General features: G+C 41.2%; 17 protein-coding genes. 15 read left to right on the top strand and 2 right to left on the bottom strand.

Going from position 1 to position 25,574, the window contains the following annotated elements; translation table 11 throughout:
• The first annotated feature begins 63 nt into the window (after nt 1-63).
• The 11 genes from B9A18_RS23495 (at nt 64) to B9A18_RS23450 (ending at nt 13,556) form a co-directional block, all read left to right on the top strand.
• Nucleotides 64-336, top strand: coding sequence for a hypothetical protein (locus tag B9A18_RS23495; protein ID WP_144009602.1), 273 nt, complete (start codon nt 64-66; stop codon nt 334-336).
• A 124-nt stretch (nt 337-460) separates the two neighbouring features.
• The gene (locus B9A18_RS23490) at nt 461-1,351 is read left to right on the top strand and encodes a DUF3667 domain-containing protein (protein ID WP_084292140.1); all 891 of its coding nucleotides are present in this window, start codon (nt 461-463) and stop codon (nt 1,349-1,351) included.
• 58 nt (nt 1,352-1,409) lie between these two features.
• The gene (locus tag B9A18_RS23485) at nt 1,410-4,034 is read left to right on the top strand and encodes a zinc-dependent metalloprotease (RefSeq protein ID WP_084292138.1); all 2,625 of its coding nucleotides are present in this window, start codon (nt 1,410-1,412) and stop codon (nt 4,032-4,034) included.
• Between the two features lie 74 nt (nt 4,035-4,108).
• The gene (gene ligD, locus B9A18_RS23480) at nt 4,109-6,166 is read left to right on the top strand and encodes a DNA ligase D (protein ID WP_394335634.1); all 2,058 of its coding nucleotides are present in this window, start codon (nt 4,109-4,111) and stop codon (nt 6,164-6,166) included.
• Nucleotides 6,167-6,292: 126 nt separating this feature from the next.
• Nucleotides 6,293-6,445: a hypothetical protein gene (locus B9A18_RS25240; protein WP_159452737.1), complete on the top strand. Its 153-nt coding sequence runs from the start codon at nt 6,293-6,295 to the stop codon at nt 6,443-6,445.
• A 24-nt stretch (nt 6,446-6,469) separates the two neighbouring features.
• A complete protein-coding gene (locus B9A18_RS23475; protein ID WP_084292134.1) occupies nt 6,470-6,925 on the top strand; it encodes a ferritin-like domain-containing protein in 456 nt (151 codons plus the stop codon).
• 140 nt (nt 6,926-7,065) lie between these two features.
• Nucleotides 7,066-7,500 (top strand): hypothetical protein, encoded by a 435-nt coding sequence (locus B9A18_RS23470; protein WP_084292132.1) that lies wholly within the window; start codon nt 7,066-7,068, stop codon nt 7,498-7,500.
• A gap of 38 nt (nt 7,501-7,538) precedes the next feature.
• Nucleotides 7,539-7,721 carry a hypothetical protein gene (locus tag B9A18_RS23465; RefSeq protein ID WP_084292131.1) on the top strand — a complete coding sequence of 61 codons (183 nt, stop codon included), beginning with the start codon at nt 7,539-7,541 and terminating at the stop codon, nt 7,719-7,721.
• A gap of 59 nt (nt 7,722-7,780) precedes the next feature.
• Nucleotides 7,781-9,256, top strand: a complete 1,476-nt coding sequence (locus B9A18_RS23460) for an efflux RND transporter periplasmic adaptor subunit (RefSeq protein WP_084292130.1) — start codon at nt 7,781-7,783, stop codon at nt 9,254-9,256.
• A gap of 12 nt (nt 9,257-9,268) precedes the next feature.
• Nucleotides 9,269-12,373 carry an efflux RND transporter permease subunit gene (locus B9A18_RS23455; RefSeq protein WP_084292129.1) on the top strand — a complete coding sequence of 1,035 codons (3,105 nt, stop codon included), beginning with the start codon at nt 9,269-9,271 and terminating at the stop codon, nt 12,371-12,373.
• 1 nt (nt 12,374) lies between these two features.
• Complete coding sequence (locus tag B9A18_RS23450) at nt 12,375-13,556, top strand: TolC family protein (RefSeq protein WP_084292127.1); 1,182 nt, start codon at nt 12,375-12,377, stop codon at nt 13,554-13,556.
• 108 nt (nt 13,557-13,664) lie between these two features.
• Here B9A18_RS23450 and B9A18_RS23445 read toward each other — a convergent pair whose 3' ends face one another.
• Nucleotides 13,665-16,907 (bottom strand): S41 family peptidase, encoded by a 3,243-nt coding sequence (locus B9A18_RS23445; RefSeq protein WP_084292125.1) that lies wholly within the window; start codon nt 16,905-16,907, stop codon nt 13,665-13,667.
• A gap of 393 nt (nt 16,908-17,300) precedes the next feature.
• Here B9A18_RS23445 and kynU point away from each other — a divergent pair, with 393 nt between their 5' ends.
• The 4 genes from kynU to B9A18_RS23425 all read left to right on the top strand — a co-directional run bounded on the left by kynU (nt 17,301) and on the right by B9A18_RS23425 (nt 23,179).
• Nucleotides 17,301-18,587, top strand: coding sequence for a kynureninase (kynU, locus tag B9A18_RS23440; RefSeq protein WP_084292123.1), 1,287 nt, complete (start codon nt 17,301-17,303; stop codon nt 18,585-18,587).
• A 46-nt stretch (nt 18,588-18,633) separates the two neighbouring features.
• Nucleotides 18,634-19,608, top strand: coding sequence for a tryptophan 2,3-dioxygenase family protein (locus B9A18_RS23435; RefSeq protein WP_084292121.1), 975 nt, complete (start codon nt 18,634-18,636; stop codon nt 19,606-19,608).
• A gap of 165 nt (nt 19,609-19,773) precedes the next feature.
• Nucleotides 19,774-20,451, top strand: coding sequence for a type 1 glutamine amidotransferase domain-containing protein (locus B9A18_RS23430; protein ID WP_084292119.1), 678 nt, complete (start codon nt 19,774-19,776; stop codon nt 20,449-20,451).
• 124 nt (nt 20,452-20,575) lie between these two features.
• Complete coding sequence (locus B9A18_RS23425; RefSeq protein WP_084292117.1) at nt 20,576-23,179, top strand: PAS domain S-box protein; 2,604 nt, start codon at nt 20,576-20,578, stop codon at nt 23,177-23,179.
• Between the two features lie 25 nt (nt 23,180-23,204).
• Here the strand turns inward: B9A18_RS23425 and B9A18_RS23420 are convergent.
• Nucleotides 23,205-25,574 (bottom strand): PKD-like domain-containing protein (locus tag B9A18_RS23420; RefSeq protein WP_144009601.1); only part of this gene is annotated, 2,370 nt, incomplete at its 5' end.

Here is a 25,574-nt window from a genome sequence, read left to right as displayed (position 1 = left end):
AGATTAATACCCATAAGTATAAACTATTACGATGCTTAAATGTTAAATTAAAAAATGAATGTTATGGAAGTAAGTAACAATCAATCTCAGAATTCAATGGACACGTTAAAGGAAAAGTTGCAGCAACAGTTTCCGGAAATTGTACATATTGTTGCCTATGATGATATGGAAGACTTTGATATAGAAATCAGAGAAGGTACTGTCGGTCCACCTTTTGTGAAAGCAGTCAACGCATATTTGAAAAAGTTCATTTTAGATTGTGGCGATCCGGAGACTAGTTATAATTTTTCAATTCAACGTGGAACGGAACTTATTGATATTTTACGATACAACTAATTGGGAGTGAGTATTATATTTTATTTGTAAGTGGTTTTTTTTTCGCAATTCGGCTTGAATTAATTAAATTAGAAGGTAAGCCCAACTACGCTATAAAAGATTTTAATCGACTAATTAATTATTTATGACCAATAGACTACGCGAGGATAACACTTGCCTGAACTGTGGCTCAATTATTCAAATTAGATATTGTAGCCAATGCGGGCAGGAAAATATAGAACCGCATGAAAGCTTTGGGAGTATTGTTTCTCATTTCATTCAGGATTTATTACACTTTGACGGAAAATTTTTTGTTACCATCAAACTCCTATTCAAAAAGCCTGGATTTTTATCGGAAGAGTATTCAAGAGGTAGAAGAACCGATTATTTTCATCCAATTAGAATGTATCTATTTACATCAGCACTTTTTTTTCTAATATTCTTCGCTTTTTTTGCACCAAAGCAAGGTGAAGAGTTAGTCGTAGATATTAAGAAAAACACTGATACCACGGTCGTTGGCGCTGAAAAAATACTTCCAAATCCTAAGAATGAAGATTGGATCTTCAAAGGTATGAGTGACAAAGTGAATCAATTATATTCGGAAGATGACCCACGTGGTAAACAGTTGTTATGGTCTGTTCTTGATAACTTCTTCCATAAGCTACCTTATTTGTTATTTATTTCATTGCCATTATATGCCTTTTATTTGAAATTGCTTTATTTTAGAAAGCGGGAGTTTTATTATTCTGATCATGCGGTTTTTCTAATTCACCTTTACGTTTATACTTTTATTTTGCTGCTTATATTAATGGGAGTAACTAAGCTATTACCTTATATCGGCATTGGCGGGACGGGGCTTGTTTATCTGACTTTCCTTATTTACGCTATATTTTATGCTTATTCAGCGATGCGGCACTTCTATAAACAAAGTAGAAAATTAACAATATTAAAGTTTATTTTTTTTAATACCTTCTCTTTTGTTTCGCTGTTGTTACTGTTTGGCTTATTCTTTTTAATTGCATTTATACAGGCCTAGATAGGTCAGGGAACAATCATATACAAGATAAAATCTCACCATAACAAACCTTATTCCAATGAAAAAAAACATTACTTTGCTATCGTTGGTCCTGTTTTTGGCCACTGGGGCTTTTGCCCAAAAGAAGAAAAAAGCATTAGCAGCTGATTCTTTAAAGAAGGTTCAGGTAACTCCCCCTAAACCAAGTATTAAAGATAAGATCAAATCCAGTAAAAAAATTGATGGTCTTTTTGCTATGTATAGAGATACCGTAACAGGTAGTCTTCAGATGTATGTTAAAAAAGATCAGTTAGGCAAGGATTATATCTACCAGAGTTTTTCGATGGGCGGGCCAACCACTTTGTATCTTAATCAGAATATGATTAGAACCACCTGGTTATTCTATATCCAGAAATCTGATGATAAAATTGAGCTTCTTCAAAGGAATACAAACTTCTATTATGATAAGTTAAATCCTGTAAGTAAAGTTGCAAATGTTGACGTTTCGGATGCTGTTTTTTATAGCGATAAAGTTGCAGCACAAGATTCACTTGGCTATTTAATTTCGGTTGATGGTCTTTTTCTTGGAGATAAATTGGATCCGGTTAAGCCGGTTTTTCCTCCAACATTGCCTCCAGGTGCAGTGTTTAATTTAGGAAGCTTAAATGCCTTTAAGTCGAAGTATCAAAAAACACGTTCATTTCCCGGAAATACAGATGTAGTGGTGGAGCTTGCTTATGACAATCCGGTACCTTTGAATAATGGAGGAAAAGATATCACCGATGCGCGCTATGTAAGGGTTAAAATGCAGCATTCTTTTCTTGAAGTACCTAAGAATGATTTCCGCCCACGTCGCGATGATCCAAGGGTAGGTTATTTTGGTGCAGAAGTAGATAACCTGACTTCTATATCTCCAACACCATACAAAGACTTTATCAGTCGCTGGAATCTTAAAAAGAAGGATCCATCAGCTGCATTAAGCGAGCCGGTTGAACCGATTGTTTTCTGGATTGAAAATACTACTCCATTGGCGTATCGCCCGATTATAAAAGAGGCAGGTGAGAAATGGAATGAGGCATTTGAGAAAGCAGGTTTCAAAAATGCTGTTGTAATGAAAGAAATGTCGGATACAGCCACTTGGGATCCGGCAGATATTGCCTATAATGTAATCCGTTGGGTATCATCAGCTTATCCTTCCTATGGTGCAATCGGGCCAAGCTTTTATAACCCTTTAACCGGTCAGATTCTTGGTGCTGATATTACTGTTGAGTGGCGTTCGGGAGCAGGAACAGTGGTTACTGACGATTTGTTTAATGGTGGTAATGCTGTCTTAAAATTGCCTTGGGAAAATCCTATTGAAGCTGTTTCTTCAAAATCAGGACATATACATGGCTTGGATAAGAACCATATGGCTTCTTGTGCATTAGCTCAGGAGTTAAGTATGCAGTATCAAACTGGTTTAACAGCAATTGAAGCACTTGATGCTGATGTACCGGAGGCAAAAAGAGCAGAAACTGTGCGTGAAATGCACAAACAGTTTTTATACTACCTTATTATGCATGAAATGGGGCATACGCTTGGACTTAATCATAATATGAAAGCCAGCCAAATGTTAAGTCCTGCGCAAATGAATGATATCGCACTTACCCGTAAAATTGGGTTGCAGGGATCAGTAATGGATTATCCTGCAATAAATGTAAGCAGTGATCGTAGCAAGCAAGGTGATTATTACACTACAAAAGCTGGTCCTTATGATTTATGGGCAATTGAATATGGTTATACTCCATTTAGTGAGTCGGAAGAGGAGGCGGGGTTAAATAAGATTCTTAGTCGCAGTACAGATCCACAGCTTGCCTTTGGTAATGATGCTGATGATATGCGTAGTCCTGGGGCTGGTATTGATCCTAGAGTGAATGTTAATGATCATACTAACGATATGATGGCTTATGGTGAAGATAGGTTTAAATTGGTAAACACAATGATCATAAAGCTGAAATCTCGCTTTAGTAAAACAGGCCAGAGTTACCAGGAGTTGCGGCAGCGTTATTTGCAGCTTAATGGCCAGCGTGCAAGTATGGCAGCAGCTATTAGCCGTTTTGTTGGAGGTGTGTATGTTGACAGAAGTTTTGTAGGGCAAAAAACAACTGTTGCTCCGTTTACCCCTGTTCCGGTTGAATACCAAAAAAAGGCAATGGCATTATTGGGTAAATATGTATTTGCACCTAATGCTTTTGATGCTGATAGTCCGTTGTTCCCTTATCTTCAGATTCAAAGACGCGGATTTGGATTTTTTGGAACCAATGAGGATTTTAAACCTCAGAATACCTTTATGGGAATACAATTGAGTACGCTTGCCCAAATTCTCCATCCAAATACTTTAACCAGAATAAACAATAGTGGACTTTATGGTAACGCCTATTCTGTAGCTAGTGTAATGAGCGATTTGGCAAATGACATTTTTGCAGCAGATCTCAAATCAAATGTGAATTTGTTACGCCAAAATCTGCAAACTGAATTTGTAAAAGCTTCAACAAGTATCGTTTCTGCCCCAGGAGGATATGATAATGCAAGTAAAGCAGCAGCATTATATACACTGAAAAAGATAAAAACTCAGCTTGGTGGTGCTGTTTCAACAAATGAGCAAACAAAAGCTCATCGTACAAATCTGACTTTTTTAATTGATAAAGCCTTGGCGGTTAAATAAAATTGTAATCAAGGATAATTTAAAAAGAAATGAAAAAGCCAGTCAAAGGAAAAAAAACATCTGCGGAACAAGTTGTGGAAGCTAACTTTGATGAAGACGCTATAGCCGGTCAGATTACGGAAATTACTGCTGATGTGAATACCCTGTTAAAAAAAGGGAAAAAAGCAAAAATCCCCATTGGCATGCAACCCATGCTTGCCACATTAGTTGATGAACCTTTTGATGATCCTGAATGGATATATGAAGTGAAATGGGATGGTTACCGCGCTTTGGGCTTCTGTTTGAAAAATGGAGATGTTCAACTATTGTCCAGAAACAATAAACAGTTCAATGAAAAATTTTATCCCATTTTCAAGTTGATGCAAGGCTGGAAAATGGATATTGTTGTAGACGGTGAGATACTGGTGATCAATGAAAAAGGTATTTCTAATTTTGGAAACTTGCAAAACTGGAGGAGTGAGGCGGATGGTGAGCTGGTGTATTACGTATTTGACCTGATCTGGTACGAGGGTAAGGATTTAACAGGGCTCCCATTGAATGAAAGACAGGCGATCTTATCCCAGGTGCTGCCTCAGGGTGATGACAGGATCCGTTTGAGCAAAGTATTTAAAGCCAAGGGTACAGAATTTTTTGATGCTGCAATAAAAATGGGGCTGGAGGGCATTATTGCTAAAAAGGAGGATAGTCTGTATGTTAAAAATAACCGTTCCTCAGAATGGCTGAAGATCAAGGTGAAGCTACGACAGGAGGTAGTGATTGCCGGGTTTACTAAAAATGAAGGCACCTCCAAACAATTCAGTTCTTTACTGTTGGGAATCTATCAGGATGATCAATTGCAATATGTAGGCAAAGTGGGTACTGGTTTCAACGATAAGGATCAGAAAGAAATGATGGCGCAGTTTAAGCCATTGATCACGGATAAGAGCCCTTTTTTAGCAATTCCTGATGTGAATAAACCTTCTCGCTTTCGTCCTGATCCGCCAAAGGCGAAGGCAACATGGCTTAAGCCGGAACTGGTTTGTGAAGTGGCTTTTACAGAGGTAACCAGTGATGGGGTATTTCGTCATCCTTCTTTCCAGGGTATGCGGGTGGATAAGAAAGCTAAAGAGGTGGTGAGGGAAGTCGCAATTGAAACAAAAGCAGTTATTCAGGCCGAACTGCCTGGCTCGGCAGTCAGACCACCCATATCTACCGGACGTAAAACTTTGTTGAACCCGAAAGACGAGACGCAGGTGCGTAAAGTAAAAGGTCATGAGCTGAAGTTTACTCATTTGAGTAAGCTGTATTGGCCGGAAGATAAGGTGAGCAAACGCGATATGTTGAATTATTATTACCAGGTAGCAGATTTTATCCTGCCTTACCTGAAGGATAGGCCGATGTCGCTGAATCGTTTTCCGGGCGGGATCCATGCTAAGAGTTTTTATCAGAAGGACGTAAAAGGGAAAGCACCGGACTGGGCAGAGACATTTCCCTATACCACCAGTGATGGTGAAGCTAAGGAGTATCTTCTGGGAAATGATGAAGCTGCTTTGTTATGGATGGCTTCACTAGGTTGTATTGAAATGAATCCCTGGTTTTCCAGAAGTCATTCGCCTGATAATCCAGATTATTGTGTTATTGATCTGGACCCGGATAAGAATACCTTTGATGAGGTGATCGAGGTTGCCCAGATGGTAAAGGAGATATTGGTTCAGATGGAAGTGCCTTGTTATGCTAAGACTTCTGGCTCGACGGGCATGCATATTTACATCCCATTGGGGGCTAAATATACTTATGACCAGTCGCAAATGTTTGCCAAAATTATTGTGAATCTTGTTCATCATCAGGTGCCTGAATTCACCAGCGTGGAAAGAATGGTGGCTAACCGTGAGGGAAAGATGTACCTGGATTTTCTGCAGAACCGGCCAGGTGCTACGATTGCCGGTCCATATTCTCTGCGGCCAAAACCCGGAGCTACAGTATCTATGCCGTTGGATTGGGAGGAAGTAAAGCCTGGAATGACAATGAAAGACTTTACGATTTTTAATACCATGGATCGCCTGAAGGAAACCGGTGATCTTTTTAATGGTGTATTGGGTAAAGGTATCGACCTTAGCAAGGCGATTCAGAAGGCTAAGGAAGTATTTGGATAAACGCTAAACAAGTAAGGTATTTATAATTTGTGCCCACATGATCTGTTAATTTATATTTTAGTATGAATTGTTTTGTTTCCCCAAAACGCCTTCCATGCGGATTGCCCTGAGTCTTTTACGCGCTTTATGAAGCTCATCAGAAAAACCATTTCGGGACTTCAGTTGTTATTAGATTTATCTCCACAGGAATACGGTTTTTTTGAGGGGCTGTTTCACCGGAGTGTGACTAAAAAAATGGCTTATCATACCCACGTTCCCTTATTGCTTTTCAAAGCATAAACGAGGATTAAAAATTATACATCTATGGAAACAAATCAAGAAATCATCAGCGACCTGAAAGGGCTGGTCGATATTGTAAATGATGGAAAAGAAGGTTATACCTCTGCTTGTGAAGCTACTGATAGCGGCGAGTTGAAAGATCTTTTTCTCAAGTACAGCATTCAGCGTGCAGACTATGCGATGGAACTTAAAGCCCATATAGCCCAACATGGTGGAGATTATGACAATGAAGAAGGTGGAATTTTAGGCGCTTTACATCGTACCTGGATTGACATCAAACAAGCCCTAAGTAGTAAAGAGGATCCTGCTATTTTAGGAGCTATTGAAACGGCGGAGAAAGCTGCAATTGAGAAATATGATAAAGTGCTGGAAGATTATGCCTCCCATGCAGATCACATTGTTTTATTGCAACGTCAACGTACCGGTATTCTGGAAGCTTTAAAAGAAATCGAGACTTATCATCTGCGTTTATCGCGCTAATTTTTTTATTATTAGGCTAGCAGAGACATCCAAGTTTAATCCACGGGATGCCTGACATGAAGTCGATGATTGGATAATAAGGCCGTATGAATCTATTGGGTTTTATATGATCTCCATTATTTAATTAGTAATATTGTACTATGATGCTGAAAAAACAATTTCTGTTGTTCTTGCTGATTGGTGCATTTTCATTGCACCTTGCGCATCAGTTATTTCCTCACCATCATCATGAAAAAGAAGTTGTTGCAACGCATTCACATGGACCTGGAGACAAGCATCACCATCATCATGATAATGCCGGTTCATCTAAGCAAGACAAACAAGTCGATTGGCTGGATGAAATCCTTTCCTTCATCAATCACGGTAAAACGGATACCCCAATGCAATCAGGTAATCAGTTAAAAGCTGATTTCTGTAAAACTATATCTATTATCCTTCCGGGATTTAGTGGCATACAAGACTTTTCATTATTGGAGTATAACCTTATACTCCCGGTTTATTCCCCGCCAGAGGAATACCCCACAAAACACGTCATTCTTTTCAAAAGCAGGCGCGGCCCGCCCGCAATGGCCTAACTATATCCATTTTTTTTATTTAACCACAATTTACAATCATGAAGAAAACCATGCTTGCAATGGCTGTTGCCATTGGATTATTTGCTGTATCATGCAGCAACGAAAAAAAAGCTGAAGGTACCCACCAGCACGAAGACGGATCAACCCATGTTGATCATGAAGCTGCTGTAGACACAACTAAGCAAGAAGAGTTCAAAGTAGATTCAGTAAAAACTGATTAACACCCTGACAGTTACAGGTAAAAGCGCCTGTAACTGTTAAACCCCCAAAAGGCCATAAAATGAAAAGAATATATTTATTAATAATAACTACGGTACTGTTTACGGCCTGCCAACAAAAAGCTCAACACGCCGTCCACGAAGCAGAAAATATTAAACTTAGCTTGACAGATCTGGACAATCAGGTAGAGATTTTTGCAGAGTATGATCCATTCATTAAGGATGCGGCTTCCAAATTTGCCATTCACCTAACCACTCTGGAGGACTACAAGCCCATTAAAAGTGCGAAGGTGACCACCAGCCTTGTGATTGGTCGTACAGGGATCAGGAAAGTATTGAATTCCGCAACTGTACCAGGTATTTATAAAATTGTCCTTAATCCCAAAATACTAGGTAAAGGGCAGCTAATATTTGACATCAATCTGAATGGAAATATACATCAGTTTAAAGTTCCGGCTACAGTCTTCGCCAGTTATGACGAATTTAAAAAACAACATCAATCTCCGGTTGCTTCGGCAAGTGAGATCACTTTTTTAAAAGAGCAGAGCTGGAAACTTGATTTTGGGGTAACCAAAATTGCTACAGATAGTTTCGCTGGTGTAATTAAAGCTCCGGCAACGATAACAGCCGCAGTAGGTGATCAGGAAAGTATTGTGGCGACGGCCGCCGGAGTTTTGAAATTTCGTGCCCCGTTAACTACCGGAAGTAAAGTTAGTTCAGGACAAGCCTTATTTTCTATCTCCGGAGCAAGCCTAACAGGTGACAACCTGAATACCGCAGTACAGGAAGCAAAACTGAACCTTGCCAAAGCAAAAGCCGATTACGAACGTGCCAAAACCTTGCGTCCTGATCAGATCATTTCTGAAAGGGATTACCAAAATGCACTCAACAATTATCAGCAGCAACAATTGAATTATCAAAAGCTGTCCCGTAATTTTTCAGGAAACGGGGTTGCTCTTAAATCTCAGACATCAGGCTTTTTAACTGATCTGCTGGTTAAAGAGGGAGATTATGTGCAGCAAGGTCAACAGTTGGCTACAGTATCAGCCGGTAAAAAGATTCAGCTTACGGCTGATGTTCCCGCCTCCTATGCAGGGCAGTTAAGCCAGGTGAAATCTGCCAATTTCAAGATCAACGACCAACTTTATGAACTGGGAAACCTCAATGGAAAACTGCTTTCTTATGGACGTTCGGTATCCGCGTCGGGATTGATCCCTGTTATTTTTTCTTTGGACAACCGCCCTGAATTTCTATCGGGTATCCCGGTTGAAGCCTATCTTTTAACCAGTTCAGGCAGTAATGTATTACAAATACCTGAAACTGCCGTTATGGAGGATCAGGGCAATTACTTTGTCTACGTACAAAAGGATGGTGAGCATTTTGAAAGACGGGGCATACAATTGGGGCAAAGCAATGGCAAAATGGTACAGGTTACCGGAGGGTTGCAGGGTGGTGATATTGTGGTTACCAAAGGTGCCTATTATTTAAAACTTGTCGCAGGTCAGGGTTCTGCTCCGGCACATGGTCACGAACATTAACCCCCGAAGATCATGCTAAATCATATTATAAAATTTGCACTGAGGAACCGCCTTGTGGTTCTTCTTGCATCGGTACTGCTGCTGATGGGAGGGAGTTATACGGCTGTAAAAATGGAAGTTGACGTATTTCCAGACCTTACCGCACCAACGGTAGCGATTATTACCGAAGCTCATGGATTGGCACCGGAAGAGGTGGAACAGCTGGTCAGTTTTCCAATTGAATCCACTGTCAATGGCTCCACAGATGTGCGTAGGGTCAGGTCTTCCGCTTCAGCAGGGATTTCTATTGTTTGGGTAGAATTTGACTGGGGTACGGATATTTATCGTGCAAGACAGATCGTTGCAGAGAAGTTAGCGACTTTATCTGGGAAGTTCCCACAGGGAGTTAGCCTTCCTGTACTTGCACCCAATACTTCGATCATGGGTGAGATCATGCTCATTAGTATAACTGCTAAACAAACTAACCTGATGGACTTAAGGACCATTGCCGACTGGAATATCCGTCCGGTGTTGTTAGCTACAGGTGGTGTTTCACAGGTGGTAGTGATTGGAGGCGATTATAAGCAATACCAGATTTTAGCAAAACCCGCATTGCTTAAAGCCTATGGCATCACCATGAACGAGCTTTTTAAGGCTACAAATGTTATCGGACAGAATGTTTCTGGGGGGCTGATCAACCAATATGGCAATGAATATCTGGTTAAAGGGATTTTGCGTACCAATAAGCCTGAAGACATTGGCAACACGCTGATTAAAACCATAAATGGCAAAGCAGTTAAAATAGCTGATGTGGCAACTGTTACTATTGGTGCAGCAGTTAAATTGGGTGACGGTTCGTTAAATGCCCAGCCTTCGGTGATCATGACGGTAATGAAACAGCCCAATACCAACACGCTGGAACTAACCGAAAAGATTGATCATACCATTGAAGAATTAAAAAGTAGTTTACCACAGGACGTAGTGGTAAACACGAAAATATTCCGTCAGGCCAGCTTTATTGAAGCCTCTATAGGTAATATTGAAAAAACACTCATTGAAGGTTCTATTTTCGTAGTGATCATTCTTTCTATCTTCCTGATGAATTGGCGGGCAACAGCCATTTCCCTCATTGCAATTCCAATTTCCTTACTGGTGGCTATTGTGGTACTCAAAATAATGGGTTTAACCATCAATACCATGAGTCTCGGCGGTATGGCTATTGCCATCGGTGATTTGGTAGATGACGCCATTATTGATGTAGAGAATGTACTGAAACGTTTAAAGGAAAATGCACATCTTCCGGCAGAACAGCAGGAAAACAAATTTACGGTGATTTATAACGCCTCAACAGAGATCCGTTCTTCTATCATCCATGCTACTTTCATCATCATCATTGCTTTTACACCGTTGTTCTTTTTAACAGGAATGGAAGGTAGGCTACTGGTACCGCTGGGCATTGCCTTTGTGGTGGCTTTGTTTGCTTCGCTGATCGTTGCCATTACCTTGACACCTGTGCTTTGCAGTTACCTGTTAACTTCAGATAAAACGCTGCTAAAGCAGAAAAAAGAAAGCTGGCTGGTGAGGCATTTGAATCATGGTTATCTTGGTGCTTTGCAAAAAGCAATCACGTACCGCAAATGGCTTGTTGCCGGAGTTGTGGGCTTGTTCATTGGTGCATTATTCCTGTTCAGCAGTTTTGGCCGGAGCTTCCTTCCCGAATTTAATGAAGGTTCACTGGTGATCAGTGCAGTTACTATGCCCGGTATATCTCTGGAAGAAAGCAACAAGATCGGACAGCAGGTTGAACGTGCCATGCTCAGTATTCCTGAAGTAAAAACAACTACCAGACGTACCGGACGTGCCGAACTGGATGAACACGCACAAGGCGTTAACGCTTCTGAAATTGATGTGCCTTTCTTTCTGGAAGAACGCTCGAGGTCGGAATTTATGGCTGATGTAAGGCAGAAACTGACAGGCATTACTGGTGCAAACATCACTATAGGCCAGCCTATTGGTCACCGGATCGATCACATGCTGTCTGGTACGAGAGCAAATATTGCGATTAAAATATTCGGGCAGGATTTGGCAGAACTATATCGGTTAGGTAATGAAACTAAAAACGCAATTGAGCATATTCCCGGATTGGTGGACATATCAGTTGAACAGCAAATCCAGATTCCTCAAATCCAGATCAAACCAAAAAGAGACCTGCTTGCGGCAAAAGGCATCAGTCTGGAAGATTTTAGCCGCTTTGTAGAAGTTTCCATTGGCGGTGAAAAAGTGGGCGATGTTTACGAAGCAGGAAAACGCTTTGATTTGGTACTCAGATACGAGGAATCCGCGAGAAGTAGGATAGAAGATTTGAAAAACCTATTGATTGATGCGGGGGATGGTTCAAGAGTGGCCTTGGGAAGTGTAGCTGAAATCGTATCTACAAAAGGCCCAAATACGATTAACAGGGAGAACGCTCAACGTAAATTAGTGGTTTCGGCCAATGTTGCGGGAAGAGACCAGTTATCAGCTGTTGAAGAGATACAGGCTAAAATGAAAGGCATAAAGCTACCGCAAAACTACAGGGTTGAATATGGCGGACAGTTTGAGGCAGAAGCCGAAGCTTCCCGAACTTTAGTGTTGACTTCAGTGTTTGCTTTATTAGCGATTTTTCTTGTCTTGTATCATGAGTTTAAAGATTCTGCGCTGTCTATGATTATTCTCATCAATCTGCCATTGGCGCTTATTGGTGGTATAGTCAGCGTATGGCTAACTGGGAGTATCATTAGTATTCCTGTTATCATTGGTTTTATCACACTGTTTGGAATAGCGACAAGAAATGGGATTTTACTGGTTTCTCATTACAGACATTTACAGCAGGAAAAGGGCTTTTATGATCTGGATATTGTGATCAAAGGATCAATAGATCGTTTAAGTCCGATCCTGATGACCGCACTTACCGCAGGTTTAGCTTTGATTCCGCTAGCAATAGCCAGTGATCAACCGGGGAACGAGATTCAAAGCCCGATGGCTAATGTTATACTAGGTGGTTTGTTAAGCTCAACGCTATTAAATCTGTTTATTGTGCCCATCGTGTACAATAGCCTGATGAAAAAAAGAAAATCTACAAACCTTAATCAAGCATAAGATGAGAACTTTAACCTACATACTGCTTTTGATCTTAGGGCTAAACTATGCAAAAGCACAAACGTTGGATTCTGTATTAAATCTTACAAGGCTGCAGAATAAAGCACTAAAAGTGCATCAGGCCGAATCTGATGCTAGCAAAATGGCATTCCGAACGGGTTTAAATCCAGGAAATCCAACGGCAGAATACGAAATACTTTTCGGTACACCAAAAGATGCAGGCAATCAGCAGGATTTTGCCATTATCCAGCGTTTTGATTTTCCAAGTAGTTATACTTATCGCAAACAAGCTGCCGGTGAGAAGATAAAGCAAGCCGATTTTATTGCAAAAGCAAAAGGACAGGAATTGCTGTTGAATGTGAAATTAGAATGGTTACAATGGGTTTACCTCAATCAGCTTAATCTCACCTATACCGAACGTGTAAAGGCAGTTGAAAAACTACATGCGGCTTATCAGAAAAAAATGAGTGCGGGGGATGGGAATGTCCTTGATCTCAATAAAGTTAAGTTGCTGCTTCTTGAAACCAAAACCCAGTTAAAGCGTAATGAGCTGCAACGGGAGCAGTTGAAACAAAAATTTGTGGCCTATACCGGTGGAAGCTCAGTAGCTGTAGATACAAAAGTATATCCCGAAAATCCTTCAATACCGTCTTTTGAAATACTGGATAGTTTGATTGAGGCAGGTGATCCATTGCTTAAAATTTATGCCAGCCAACAGGCAATAGCGGCTAAAGAAACGGCATTGAATAAAGCCTTGACCTTGCCCGGTTTTGAAGCAGGCTATCATAGTCAATCTCTCCTTGGTCAGAAATACCAGGGTATCCATGTAGGTTTGAGCATTCCACTTTGGGAAAAGAAAAATACGGTTAAGCAAAAGAAACTGGAGCGATTGGTTGCTGAAAACCGCATGACAGACCACCGTCTGGAACACATGCAGGAAAACAGGGTCTATTATCAGCAATACGAAGAGGCTACCTATTTGCTTGGGGAATATAGGAGTTTACTGGATCAGCTCAAATCTGAATCTTTGTTAGAAAAGGCTTTGCAGTTTGGTGAGATTTCGGTAATCCAGTATTACAATGAAATTTTATCACTTTACAAAACACGTGATGCTTATCTGGAATATGGTTTACAGCAACAACAAGCTATAGCCAAACTATATAGGTTCACGCTGGCACCCTGAAAAATCACTTACTAAAAATAAAAGCGCTGCTGCATCTTGCAGCAGCGCTTTTACATTGGGTTTATAATCTTCTACCAGTTGAACACTGTTGCGACTATATGGAATTGGTTACTGTTTAATTGTTTTTAGCATTTCTTTAACAGCCACTTCTATTTGTGTATCCGATCCGCTTAAATAAGATTCGTACTTAACAGGAACCCGAATATCCGGTTCAACCTGCAGATTTTCTGTTGTACGGTTTTCTTTTCCAATCGTACCAATCATAGGTATTCCAAAAACAAGGGTAGGGTCTATCTGACGTTCCCACCATACAGCAGTGCCGGTACCTGCAACAGGCATACCGATCAATTTGCCTAGTCCGTTTTGTTTGTAGATATAAGGGAAGATAAATGCATCACTGTAATTGGCTTCATTCATCACTACGCAACTAGGTTTGGTCCATCTAACGTTAGGTTCACCACCTTTTAACCTGTTGCCCTGAGGGGCAAATTCCAGGTATTTTTTTCCGGATAAGAAAGTGTTCAGGTCGTCATGCAGCCATCCTCCGCTATTAAAGCGGGTATCTACAATCAGGGCCTCTTTTTCGAGATTCTTGCCCAGAACTACATCAAAAGTTTCTCTGAAGCTGGCGTCGTTCATTCCTTCCACATGTACGTATCCAACTTTTCCACCGCTTAGTTTATCTACCATTTGCTCCATTTTGGCAATCCACCTTTTGTACATCAGCGTGTTTTCTTCCGCCATTCCTACAGGTCTGATGGTTTCTGTCCACTTGTTTTTGCTGGTTGGATCATAAAAGCTTAACAGGGTGTTCTTACCTTTTTTGTTGTTCAGATATTTCGCCCAATCTACATCAGCTGTAATAGACTCACTGTCGATAGCCATGAGCAGATGGCCAGCTTTTACTTTGCTTTTCTTTGTTGCCAAAGGACCACCGGCAATTACTTCGGTAACTTTTAAGCCTTCGCCCGGATTTGTTTCATCAAACAACAATCCCAGTTTTGCCGTCTCATCTGCATTGCTGATCATTGGAGTGTAGCGTCCGCCGGTATGAGATGCATTGAGCTCGCCCAGAATCTCACTTAACAATTCCTGGAAATCGAAGTTGTTGTTAACATGAGGCAGAAAGCGTGCGTAAGTTTCTCTGTACATTGCCCAGTCTACGCCATGCAACTTAGGATCATAGAATTTTTCTTTTACTTGTCTCCAGGCGTGGTTAAATATATATTCCCTCTCGGCAGCGGCATCTACCACCATATCGCCAGTAATGCCAATAGGCGTAATCCTGCCACTTTCACTCTCCACCTTTACCAGTCTGCCGCGATTGCTTACAAACAGTGATTTTCCATCTTTGCTCATTTCAATTCCGCTTGGGCTGCCAGAAAGTTTAGCCAGGACTTTTGTCTCCCTGCTGCGCGTATCAGTCACCCATAAATCATAACCACTTTCAAAAGACGATAAGTAGTACAATTTGCTTGCGTCGGTATTTAAAGCATAGCCACCCAATGAACTACTGTTTATCGTGAGCTTTACTTTCCTGTTTCCCAGGTTGCTGAAATCAGGAACAAATTCTTTTTTACTGGTATCTTGCTTAGCTGGTTTCGCCTTAGTATTTGCCGTGTCTTTTGGCGTCAGACGTTCACGATCTTCTCTTTCTTTTAACAGGTCGAAATCCGCTTTACTCATGGCCGCGCGGTCATAAGCCTCCTGGTCTAAGAAAATGCCAAAAATATCCATTTCCCTGTTGCCCTGTATAGCCAGTGATTTACGGCCGTCTTTGGAACTTGCCCAGGTAATCATTTTGCCGTTCAAAGCCCATTGACCTGAATATTCGCCGAAGCCACTGTTTACCGGGTAAATGGCATTTCCAGATCCATCAGCTTTAAAGATGGCCAGGTTACTGCGGGACATAAATCCTTTTTGATCATCGGTAAGGATATATTTGCCATCCGGACTCCATTGGAAACTCCAGTCGCCATCACTATATGAATGGTTGTGGCCTTTAGGTAAAATGGTGCGACTGCTCTTACCTTTGATATTGTAAACTTTCAGAATATTTCGGTCTTCGATATAAGCGATTTCTTTCCCATCCGGAGAGATTTCCGGTTGATACTGTTCCGAAACACCTTCGATAATAGGCTCATCCTTAATCACTGTTGCAGCAAAAAAGTATGGCTCATCTTTTTGTACAATGGTGCTTTTGTAAATGTCCCAACTCTTTCCACGTTCAGTGGAGTAGTAAATAGACTTACTATCGGGCGACCAGGTAACCATTCTTTCCTGTTGTGGAGTTTTGGTAATTTGTTTGGTCTGACCATTTTCTACGCTGGTTACGAATACTTCTCCGCGGTTGATAAACGCGATTTCTTTTCCATTCGGACTCAATGCAAATTCACTCACATTACCCATTACAGGTTCTGTTCTGCTTAGGTTGTCCCGGCCATCATTCAATATCTTGACGTTTAGTTTTTTGCTCTGCCCATTTTTTAAGGTATAGATTTCACCATTTTGAGAGAAACAAAGTGTATTGTCATTGGCTATGGTAAGGTGTCTTACCGGATTATTTTGAAAAGTTGTGAGCTGCTGATAGTTTTTCTGCCCGCTGGAAGGGATCTGAAAAATGTTTTGATTTCCATTTTTTTCGCTGAGGAAATAAATGCTTTTATCATCCGCACTGAAAACCGGGTTACGGTCTTCTCCCTCAAAGCTGGATACCTGGGTATAGGTGTTTGCTTTTACATCCATGATCCAGATGTCCCGGGTTACCGATGATGTATGATGCTTCCTCCAGCCGTCTTCATATCCTTTTTTATCCTCAAATACCAACAGGCTTCCGTCTCTGTTGTAGCTGGCGTTTTCAATACCTGCAGCACTCACAAGTACGGGTTTACCATCCTCGGTTTTCACTTTATAAAGATTCTGGAAAATACGTGGGCTATGAAATCTTGCACTTTCTGTGGTCCCGTTTCTGGCGCTTCCAAATAATACATGCTTATTATCTGGCGTAAAATCATATGGATAATCATTGGCGCTGTTAAACGTAAGGCGGGTAGGGGAGCCGCCGTTTATGCCGACTAAAAACACATCGAAATTGCCGTATCGGTTACTTGCAAAAGCAATGGATTTACCATCTTTGCTCCATACGGGCATCATATCATGTGCTTCGTTTAATGTTAAGGGAATGGCTTGTCCACCAGCACTGTTAATCAGGTAGATGTCGCCTTTGTAGCCAAAGGCAATTTGTTTCCCATCCGGAGAAATAGTCGGATAACGCAGCCATAACGGGTTATCCTGTGCTTGCAGCACAATGGCTGAAAACACGAGCGATGCGGCTAATAAAAGTTTTTTCATTTTTTATATTTGAGTTTGCAATGCAACAAAGGTGCATTATCTAGGTTAAATTGACCAAATCTTAGTTTAGATTATATGCAACTTTGTTGCTACATATCTGCATCGAACATCATCAGGGAAAAGAAAGTCCTTAAAACGAATATACTAATCGGACGCCAATAGTACATCATTATATCGTTGGATTTGTCCAATCAATATTTTAATATTACTTTAGCATACGCATTATACAAATGGTAAATATTCTTAAAAATATCATCAGCAGACCATCTTAATTCAGGCATCACCTGAATCCTCCCGTATTTACTTCAATACGAAAACACTTCACGTTTAATTCTATTACATCTATGCAGATAAGCATTTGATGTAAGTAACATTTGATTAATCTTTTTAAAAATGATTTTTGAAAATAATCTGGCATTTGCCCGGCAGATGGATCAGCAGGATCCACTCCGCGAGCTTAGGAATGAATTTTTGTTCCCACAACAAAATGGCAAACCTTTCATTTACTTATGCGGCAATTCACTCGGTTTGCAGCCCAAAACGGCCAAACATCACATCGATGAGCAATTGAGCAACTGGCATAATCTGGCTGTAGAAGGCTGGTTTGAGGGGAAAAGCCCCTGGATGTTTTACCACAAGAGACTAAAGGAACTGATTGCGCCGATTGTTGGTGCCAATCCACAGGAAGTTAGCCCAATGAACACGCTTACCGTGAACCTGCATTTGCTGATGGTAAGCTTCTACCGGCCATCAGGCAAGCGGTTTAAGATCATCATGGAAGCAGGGGCTTTCCCTTCCGATCAATATGCCATCGAAAGCCAGGTACGATACCATGGCTATGATCCTAAAGAGGCCATTATTGAAGTAGCACCAAAAGCAGGGGAGCATACCCTGCGCACAGCAGATATTCTTGCTGCCATAGCTGATCAGGGAGATGAAATTGCACTGGTACTATTTGGCGGTGTCAATTACTTTACAGGCCAATGGTACGATATGCCCGCTATCACTAAAGCTGGGCATACCGCAGGTGCTATTGTGGGCTTCGATCTTGCCCATGCTGCCGGCAATGTACCGTTACAATTGCATAACTGGGATGTGGATTTCGCCTGCTGGTGTTCCTATAAATACCAGAACTCAGGTCCAGGAGGGATCAGTGCAATCTTCGTACATGAAAAACACTTTGAGGACAAGGCTATGAACCGCTTTGCGGGATGGTGGGGCTATCAGGAGCAGGAGCGTTTCAAAATGGCCAAAGGCTTTGTACCTGAAGTTGGGGCAGATGGCTGGCAGGTGAGCTGCACACAAGTAATTCCAATGTCGTTGTACTATGCGTCTCTGCGTATTTTTGAAAAAGCAGGTTTTATTGAGCCTTTGAGAGAGAAAAGTAAAAAACTGACGGCTTACCTTTTTTATGTGATCGACCAGGTAAATAAGAGTTTGGGCGAAGTGCAATACCAGATCATTACACCTGCTACCGAAGCCGACCGTGGTGCCCAGGTTTCGATAGTTGCAAAGCACAATGCTAAAGAAGTTTTCAATGCCCTGATGCTGAATAATATTCTGGGCGATTGGCGTGAACCGAATGTGATCCGCTTAAGTCCGGTTCCGTTATATAACAGTTTTGAAGATGTATTCATTACAGGTGAACATCTGATGAAAATCAGTAAAGAATTGGTTTAAGCCAAAAAGTAATAGCATTAATTTGAATACAAATAAAGATTAATAGATGGAAATCACACCAGAAGTTAGCGAACGCCTTTCTAAGCTTCAACAGAAGTTTTCAGCCATGGGCCAGGACATAAATGCCTATCTGGATGGCCTGCTTTATGCAGATTATCTGACCTATTGGGATTATATACACCTTGATACCTTACTCAGCCTTCAGAGTCCTAAAACACATTTCCCTGATGAAGAGATATTCATCATGTACCATCAGATTACCGAGTTGTACTTTAAACTGACCTTGCATGAGTGTAAGCAAATCGCCAGGCATCCTGCATTAACATCCAGTTTCTTTGTTGAAAGGTTGAAGCGCATCAATGCCTATTTTACGGCTTTGGTATCTTCCTTTGATATTATGGTAGACGGCATGGATAAATCGCAGTTCCTGAAATTCAGGATGTCATTGCTTCCGGCAAGCGGCTTCCAATCGGGCCAGTACCGTATGATCGAAATCTATGCTACGGACTTTATCCGGTTGGTGGACAAAAGCAAACGGGAAGAGTTAAAGGAGTCCACAATTGAACAGCAGTTTGAATACATCTACTGGAAATATGGCGCTTCAGAATTATCGACCGGAAAGCAAACCCTTACCCTGCAGCAGTTCATTGCCAAATATGCTGCGAAGTTTTTGCAATTGGCAAAGGATAATGTCCATACTAATTTTGCAGCACTATACAGAAAGCTGGTTAAAGAAGGGCAGGATGTGACAGCTCTGGAAGAAGAAATGCGTAAGCTGGATTTGTTTGTTAACGTAGAATGGCCATTGTCGCACTATAAGTCGGCGGTCCGCTACCTTGAAAAGGATCCGGTGGATATTGCTGCGACCGGAGGTACCAACTGGCAAAAATACCTGCCACCGCGCTTTCAGAAAAGAATTTTCTTTCCTTTTTTGTGGAGTGAAGCGCTAATTGAAGAATGGGGTAAAACCTGGGTAATGAATGTATTAAAATCTTACAAGCAGATTGAAAAAATTGATTAGGGAGTAATAATTGGCAACCGCCAGGTTTTTTAAAAACCTGGTGGTTTTTACCCCAGCTACCATTGCAATAGATTGCGTTGAAGATTGTGTAATCAGGGTCCAACAATTAAAACATAATTGTGTTATACAGTTTAAAATGCGACGGTAATAAAAAATCAAATTGCTATGAAAAAGAAAATTTTGTTTGTGGTTACCAGCCACGATAAAAAAGGTAGTACGGGTGAGCCTACGGGTTATTACCTGGCCGAAGTAACCCATGCCTGGAAAGTATTGAAAGATGCTGGTTATGAAGTTGATTTTGTTAGTCCAAAAGGGGGGAAGCCTCCGGTAGATGGCTTCGATCTTACGGATGCAGAAAATAAAGAATTTTGGGAAGATAAACATTACCACGATAAAATCAATCATAGTAAAAAGCCTGCTGAAGTGAAACCAGAGGACTATCTGGCTATTTATTATGCCGGTGGGCATGGTGCTGTCTGGGATCTTCCGGATAATGCCGAAATCTCGGCAATTGCTACTAAAATATACGAAAATAATGGTATTGTTGCGGCTGTTTGCCATGGCCCGGCAGGTATCGTCAACATCAGATTGAATAATGGTAAATATCTTCTTGAGGGTAAGAAAGTGAACGGTTTCACCAATGAAGAAGAAGTTGCAGTTAAGCTCAACAAAGTCGTTCCGTTTTTATTAGAAGATAAACTGATTGAGCGTGGCGGTATTTACGAAAAATCAGCTCCATGGCAGGAGCATGTGGTAACGGATCAAAGACTGATTACTGGGCAAAACCCGCAATCAGCTCGTGCTGTAGGAAAAGCAGTACTGTCTTTGCTTCCTGGGGAATAAAATATTTCTATCTGGATAGACCGTAGCAGGGCAGTTTACAGGGTTTTGAATTATACTTTAAATTACATAAATTTAGTGTATTGCATTTTTGTAATAAAACATTTTGCTTTCAAATACAATCCCTATGAGCGATCCGGTTTCTGAGCATATAAGCTTGCATAAAATCAATGATACTAACGAATATAATTCGCTTTTAAAGGAACTTTCTGCCTACAAATACGCATTGGATGAAGCTTCAATTGTGGCTATAACTAATCAGAAAGGTGAAATTACCTATGTGAATTCCAACTTTTGTAAGATATCCGGGTATTCGGAAGCGGAACTTATTGGTCAGGATCATCGCATTATCAATTCCAATTACCACCCTAAGGCCTTTATACAGCAACTATGGCGTACAATTGCTGCTGGTAAAACCTGGAAAGGTGAGATTAGAAATAAAGCACGTGATGGACATTTCTATTGGGTTGATACAACCATTGTTCCTTTTCTCGATGAGAACGGTAAACCTTATCAGTACGTTGCTATTCGATCTGACATTACCGAACGTAAGCTTATACAAAACAGGGTTGAGGAACGGGAACGGTTTATCGAAGCCGTCACAGATAACATTCCCGCCATGGTGGCCTATTGGTCTTCAGAGCGATATTGCCTCTTTGCCAATATTGCCTACCGTAGCTGGTTTGACAAAACTGCACAGGAAATGGATGGTATCCATATGTCAGAATTGATTCAGGATGAAAAGCTGCAAAAAGCCGAACTTTGGATAAGCAAAGTATTGGAGGGGAAAACACAAACTTTTGAAAGAGAGTTAGCAAAATCAGGTAAACCAACGATCTATACGCATACGCAGTATGTACCTGATATTCAGGATGGGCAAGTAAAGGGCTTTTATTCACTGGTATTTGATATTACTGATCTTAAAAAAGCGATGGACGATTCCAACTCAAAATCTCTTGAGATCAGCAGTATCCTGGAGCGTATTAGTGATGGTTTTATTGCCCTGGATAAAAATCAATGTTTTATTTATGTAAATAAGCAACTGGAGAAAATGATTCACCGCCAGGCAGATTCGTTGATTGGCAAGAACATATGGGAGGTTTTTCCTGAAGCTGTTGGCTCTGGCACCTATCTGGGAATGCAGCAGGTGATTGCAACAAACGAATACGCCATTGTGGAAGATTATTATGCTCCTTTAAAATTATGGCAGGAGAACGGGATCTATCCTTCAGAAAATGGCTTTGCGCTCTTCGTTCGTGACATTAGTAAACGCAAGGAGGAGGAACACAGGTTAAAACTTATGGAATCGGTAATTACCAATACAGAAGATTCGGTTGTGATCACAGCGGTTAGTGATGTTCCAGGAAAATTTCCTGAGATCGTTTATGCAAATAAAGCATTCTGTACCTTGAGCGGATATACAAGAGAGGAGGTGATCGGCATGACACCCAATATCTTGCATGGTCCAAAAACTGACAAAGTTGAAATCAACAGGATCATGGAATTTATGCGTAGCAAAAGACCGTGCGAGGCTGTGCTTTTGCATTATAAAAAAAGCGGACAAGCATATTGGGTTGATTTTTCAGTTAGCCCGGTAAGAAATGACAAAGGTGAGCATACCCACTGGATCGCCATCCAGAGGGATGTTACCAGAAGGAAGCAGGATGAACTCAGGGAATCATTGCTTTCAGAGATCAGTAAGGTTTTTCATAGTGAAAATCTGATGCAGGCCATTCTTTCGGGGGTATTGTATAAACTGGTTTCCTTCGGGAATTTTAAACTGGCAGAAATCTGGCTAGTCTCAACCGATCAGCTGAAAATAAACCTTACAGCAAAATTTGCTACAGCAGAAGTGGCACTGGAATTTTACAGAAATAGTGAGCATATCCGGAGCTTTTCATTCGGTCATGGTCTTCCCGGTAAGGTATGGGAAGCCAGAGGCCCAGTTTATTGGTCGGAAATTGATGAAAGTGATAACTTTTTAAGAAGGGAAGCCGCTAAGCTATCCGGAATACGATCTGCATACGGTGTACCACTTGTTCATAATGGATCGACAATAGGAGTTTTGATGGTGGGAATGGATTACGACCACGAACATGGCGAATCCTTTTTATCTTTGCTTACAAGCATCAGTTCACTTTTGGGTGATGAAATTCGCCGTAAACAGTTGGAGCAGGAACTGGAGCAAATTTTTAACTATGCACCAGATGTTATTGTTACGGCCGGTACCGACGGTTATTTCAAAAAGGTAAATCCTGCCACATTGAAACTCCTGGAATACACTGAAGAAGAAGTACTTTCTACGCCATACATGTCCTTTGTTCATCAAGATGATTATGATAGCACGCTTGCTCAAATGGAAGCAGTGCAACAGGGTAGCCCAGTGTTCTATTTCGAAAATAGAGTAGTTAGTAAGTCGGGTAAAATAAAGTGCCTGGCATGGACTGCAACACCCGGATCTGAAGAAGGTCTGCTTTTCTGTGTGGCCAAGGACTTGACCGAACGAAAGCTTCAAAGTGAACAATTCAGGGAAATATCCTGGATACAATCGCATGTGGTAAGAGCACCATTAGCAAGGATTATGGGAATTGTGTCTTTGATGCGGGGCGATGACCTTTCTGAAGAGGAGAAAACAGAAATGTTATCACATCTTGAAACGGCTGCTGATGACCTAAATAATGTGATCGCGCAGATAACAATGTTGTCTAAAAATGGTGATCTGGAGCCATAGTAACGATCGTATCCTGGGATTGACACTATCTTATAATGGTAATGTTTCCAGATATTGGCTTGCCGTATTCTTTTAAATCTAAAATATAGTAATACACGCCAACTGGGAGAGGACTTCCTTTATATGTTCCATCCCAAATTAGATCCTTCGCATTTGCGTCAAATAATTTTGTCCCATACCGATTAAAAATATGGATGATGGCGCCTCGATAATTGTCTATTTCTTTCATGGACCATGTATCGTTTATACCATCTCCGTTAGGTGAAAAAGCATTCGGACGTTGTATAGGTTTTAATACCTTCACATAGAATTCATCAACCGCAATACATCCTGTGGTACCGGTGACTGTTAACTTGTATTTAGTATCGTTAATACCTGTAAATAATGGGGTTTTCAGTGTATTGTTATTCAACCCAATATTCGGTGTCCATAAATATTGAAGATTATCACCTGTTACATTCAGAGGGGTTAGTGTTTTACTTTCTCCTTGAAATACATATACATCCGGTCCCAAATCGACTATCGGTGGAGGCGTTAGCGTTACATTTATCTTATCATTTACCGGAGCACAATTCGTATTTCCTGTAGCACTAAGAGTTATAGTTACACTTCCTGCTGCCTTATCATTATTACTGGGTACATAGGTCGCATTTAATGAAGTATTGTTGGGTAGGAAGGTGCCAGTTCCTGTACTCGTCCATTTAACAGCGGGACTTGTCGACTGACCTGTTAAAACCAAACGTTCATACCTGCAAATCACCCTATCACCACCTGCCGAAACTATAGGCGCTGGTGTAATAGTGAGATGGAAGGAAGATGCTGCAGGTAGGCATGAAGCGGTATTGGTAGCAGTTAACGTCAGCACCACATCTCCGGCTGTTTTGTCTGCAGCTGATGGAACATAGGTTCCATTTAATGCGTTGGCCCCGGACGGAAAAATACCACTACCGGTTGTAGTCCAGATTCCTGTACTGCTTCCTCCACTTACATTACCAGAAATTGCTATGACAGCATTATTTGCGCATACGATTTGATCATTATTAGCGGTAACAATTGCCGGTCTATTCACTACTACAGAAGTATTTGCTGAAGCTGAACATTGTCCAACCGTTATTCTGACTGAGTAGACTCCCTCATTGTTGAGTGTGACGTTGTTAATTACCGGGTTTTGTAGGTTAGAAGTAAAACCATTTGGACCAGTCCAGGTATAGGTAGCTCCATTAACTTGCTGTGCAGACAGAGTTAATGGGTTTCCAACACAAATTGGACTGTTATTGGTAACAACTGGTGTTACGGGCACCTGATTGAGTACAGTGATGACATAATTTACTGAAACCCCATTACAACCTGCAAAGGAAGGACGAACGGTATAAGTAAGCGTTCCGCTACCTGGTAAAGAATTATATAAGGTTTGTGCCGGGATGTCGCCTGTACCAGAGGCCAGGAAGCCAGTAACACCGGATGAGGCTGTAGCTGTCCAGGTGAAGGTTGTTCCAATCACATTTGACTGCAGTATTACCGCAGTGGAACCGGATGTTGAGCATACAGTTTGATTTAAAGGAGTATTGATTACTCTGGAAGTAGGATTCACTGTTAGGTTATACCTGAATATTGGTCCGTTACACCCATTTATAGAGGGTGTAATATCATATGGTACTACAATTGGAAGGTTAGTTGTATTGACTAAAGATTCTGTGATCGCATTTCCATTCTGTGCAATTACAGCAGCATTACTTATGCCTGCAACTGCGGCCCTGCTCCAGGTATAAGTTGTACCACTAATATTGCTTGCAATCAGATAATTTTGAGCGGTGCTATTACAGATAGTCGCTGTACCCGGACTGGTAATATTTGAAGTGGGATGAACAATTAAAGTGTAAGTAAAAGTCCCACCAGTACATCCATAGGCTGAAGGGGTGATTTTATATACTACCGAAATAGGTGCCAAAGTGGTATTCACCAATGTCTCAGTGATAGTGCTTGCTGTCTGGTCGCTTACTGCTGAATTGCTGATGCCGGAAACAGCTGCCCTGCTCCAGTCGAAGGTAGCATTGGCTACATTACTGGTGATGATATAATTTTGGGGTGTATTGTTACAGATCGCATTCTCTGAAATGCTCGTAATTCTTGGTGTAGGATTCACTTTTACGGTGTAAGTGAAAGCAGGCCCGCTACAGCCATTTATAGATGGAATGATGCTGTAAATTACATTTATGGGGAGGTTAGTTGTATTCTTCAAAGTTTCTGCAATGGAATTTCCGGTTTGGGGATTAGTTGTCGGGTTGCTGATGCCTGTAACTGCTACTCTGCTCCAGGTAAAAGTTGTTCCGCTGACATCACTGGTGATGGCATAACTTTGGGGTGTATTGTCGCAAGTAATTGCAGTAGCAGGGCT

Origin of the sequence: Pedobacter nyackensis, from assembly GCF_900176505.1 — a bacterium.
In the GTDB taxonomy this organism is placed as follows: Bacteria; Bacteroidota; Bacteroidia; order Sphingobacteriales; family Sphingobacteriaceae; genus Pedobacter; species Pedobacter nyackensis.
This window is presented reverse-complemented; position numbering and strand designations above follow the sequence as displayed.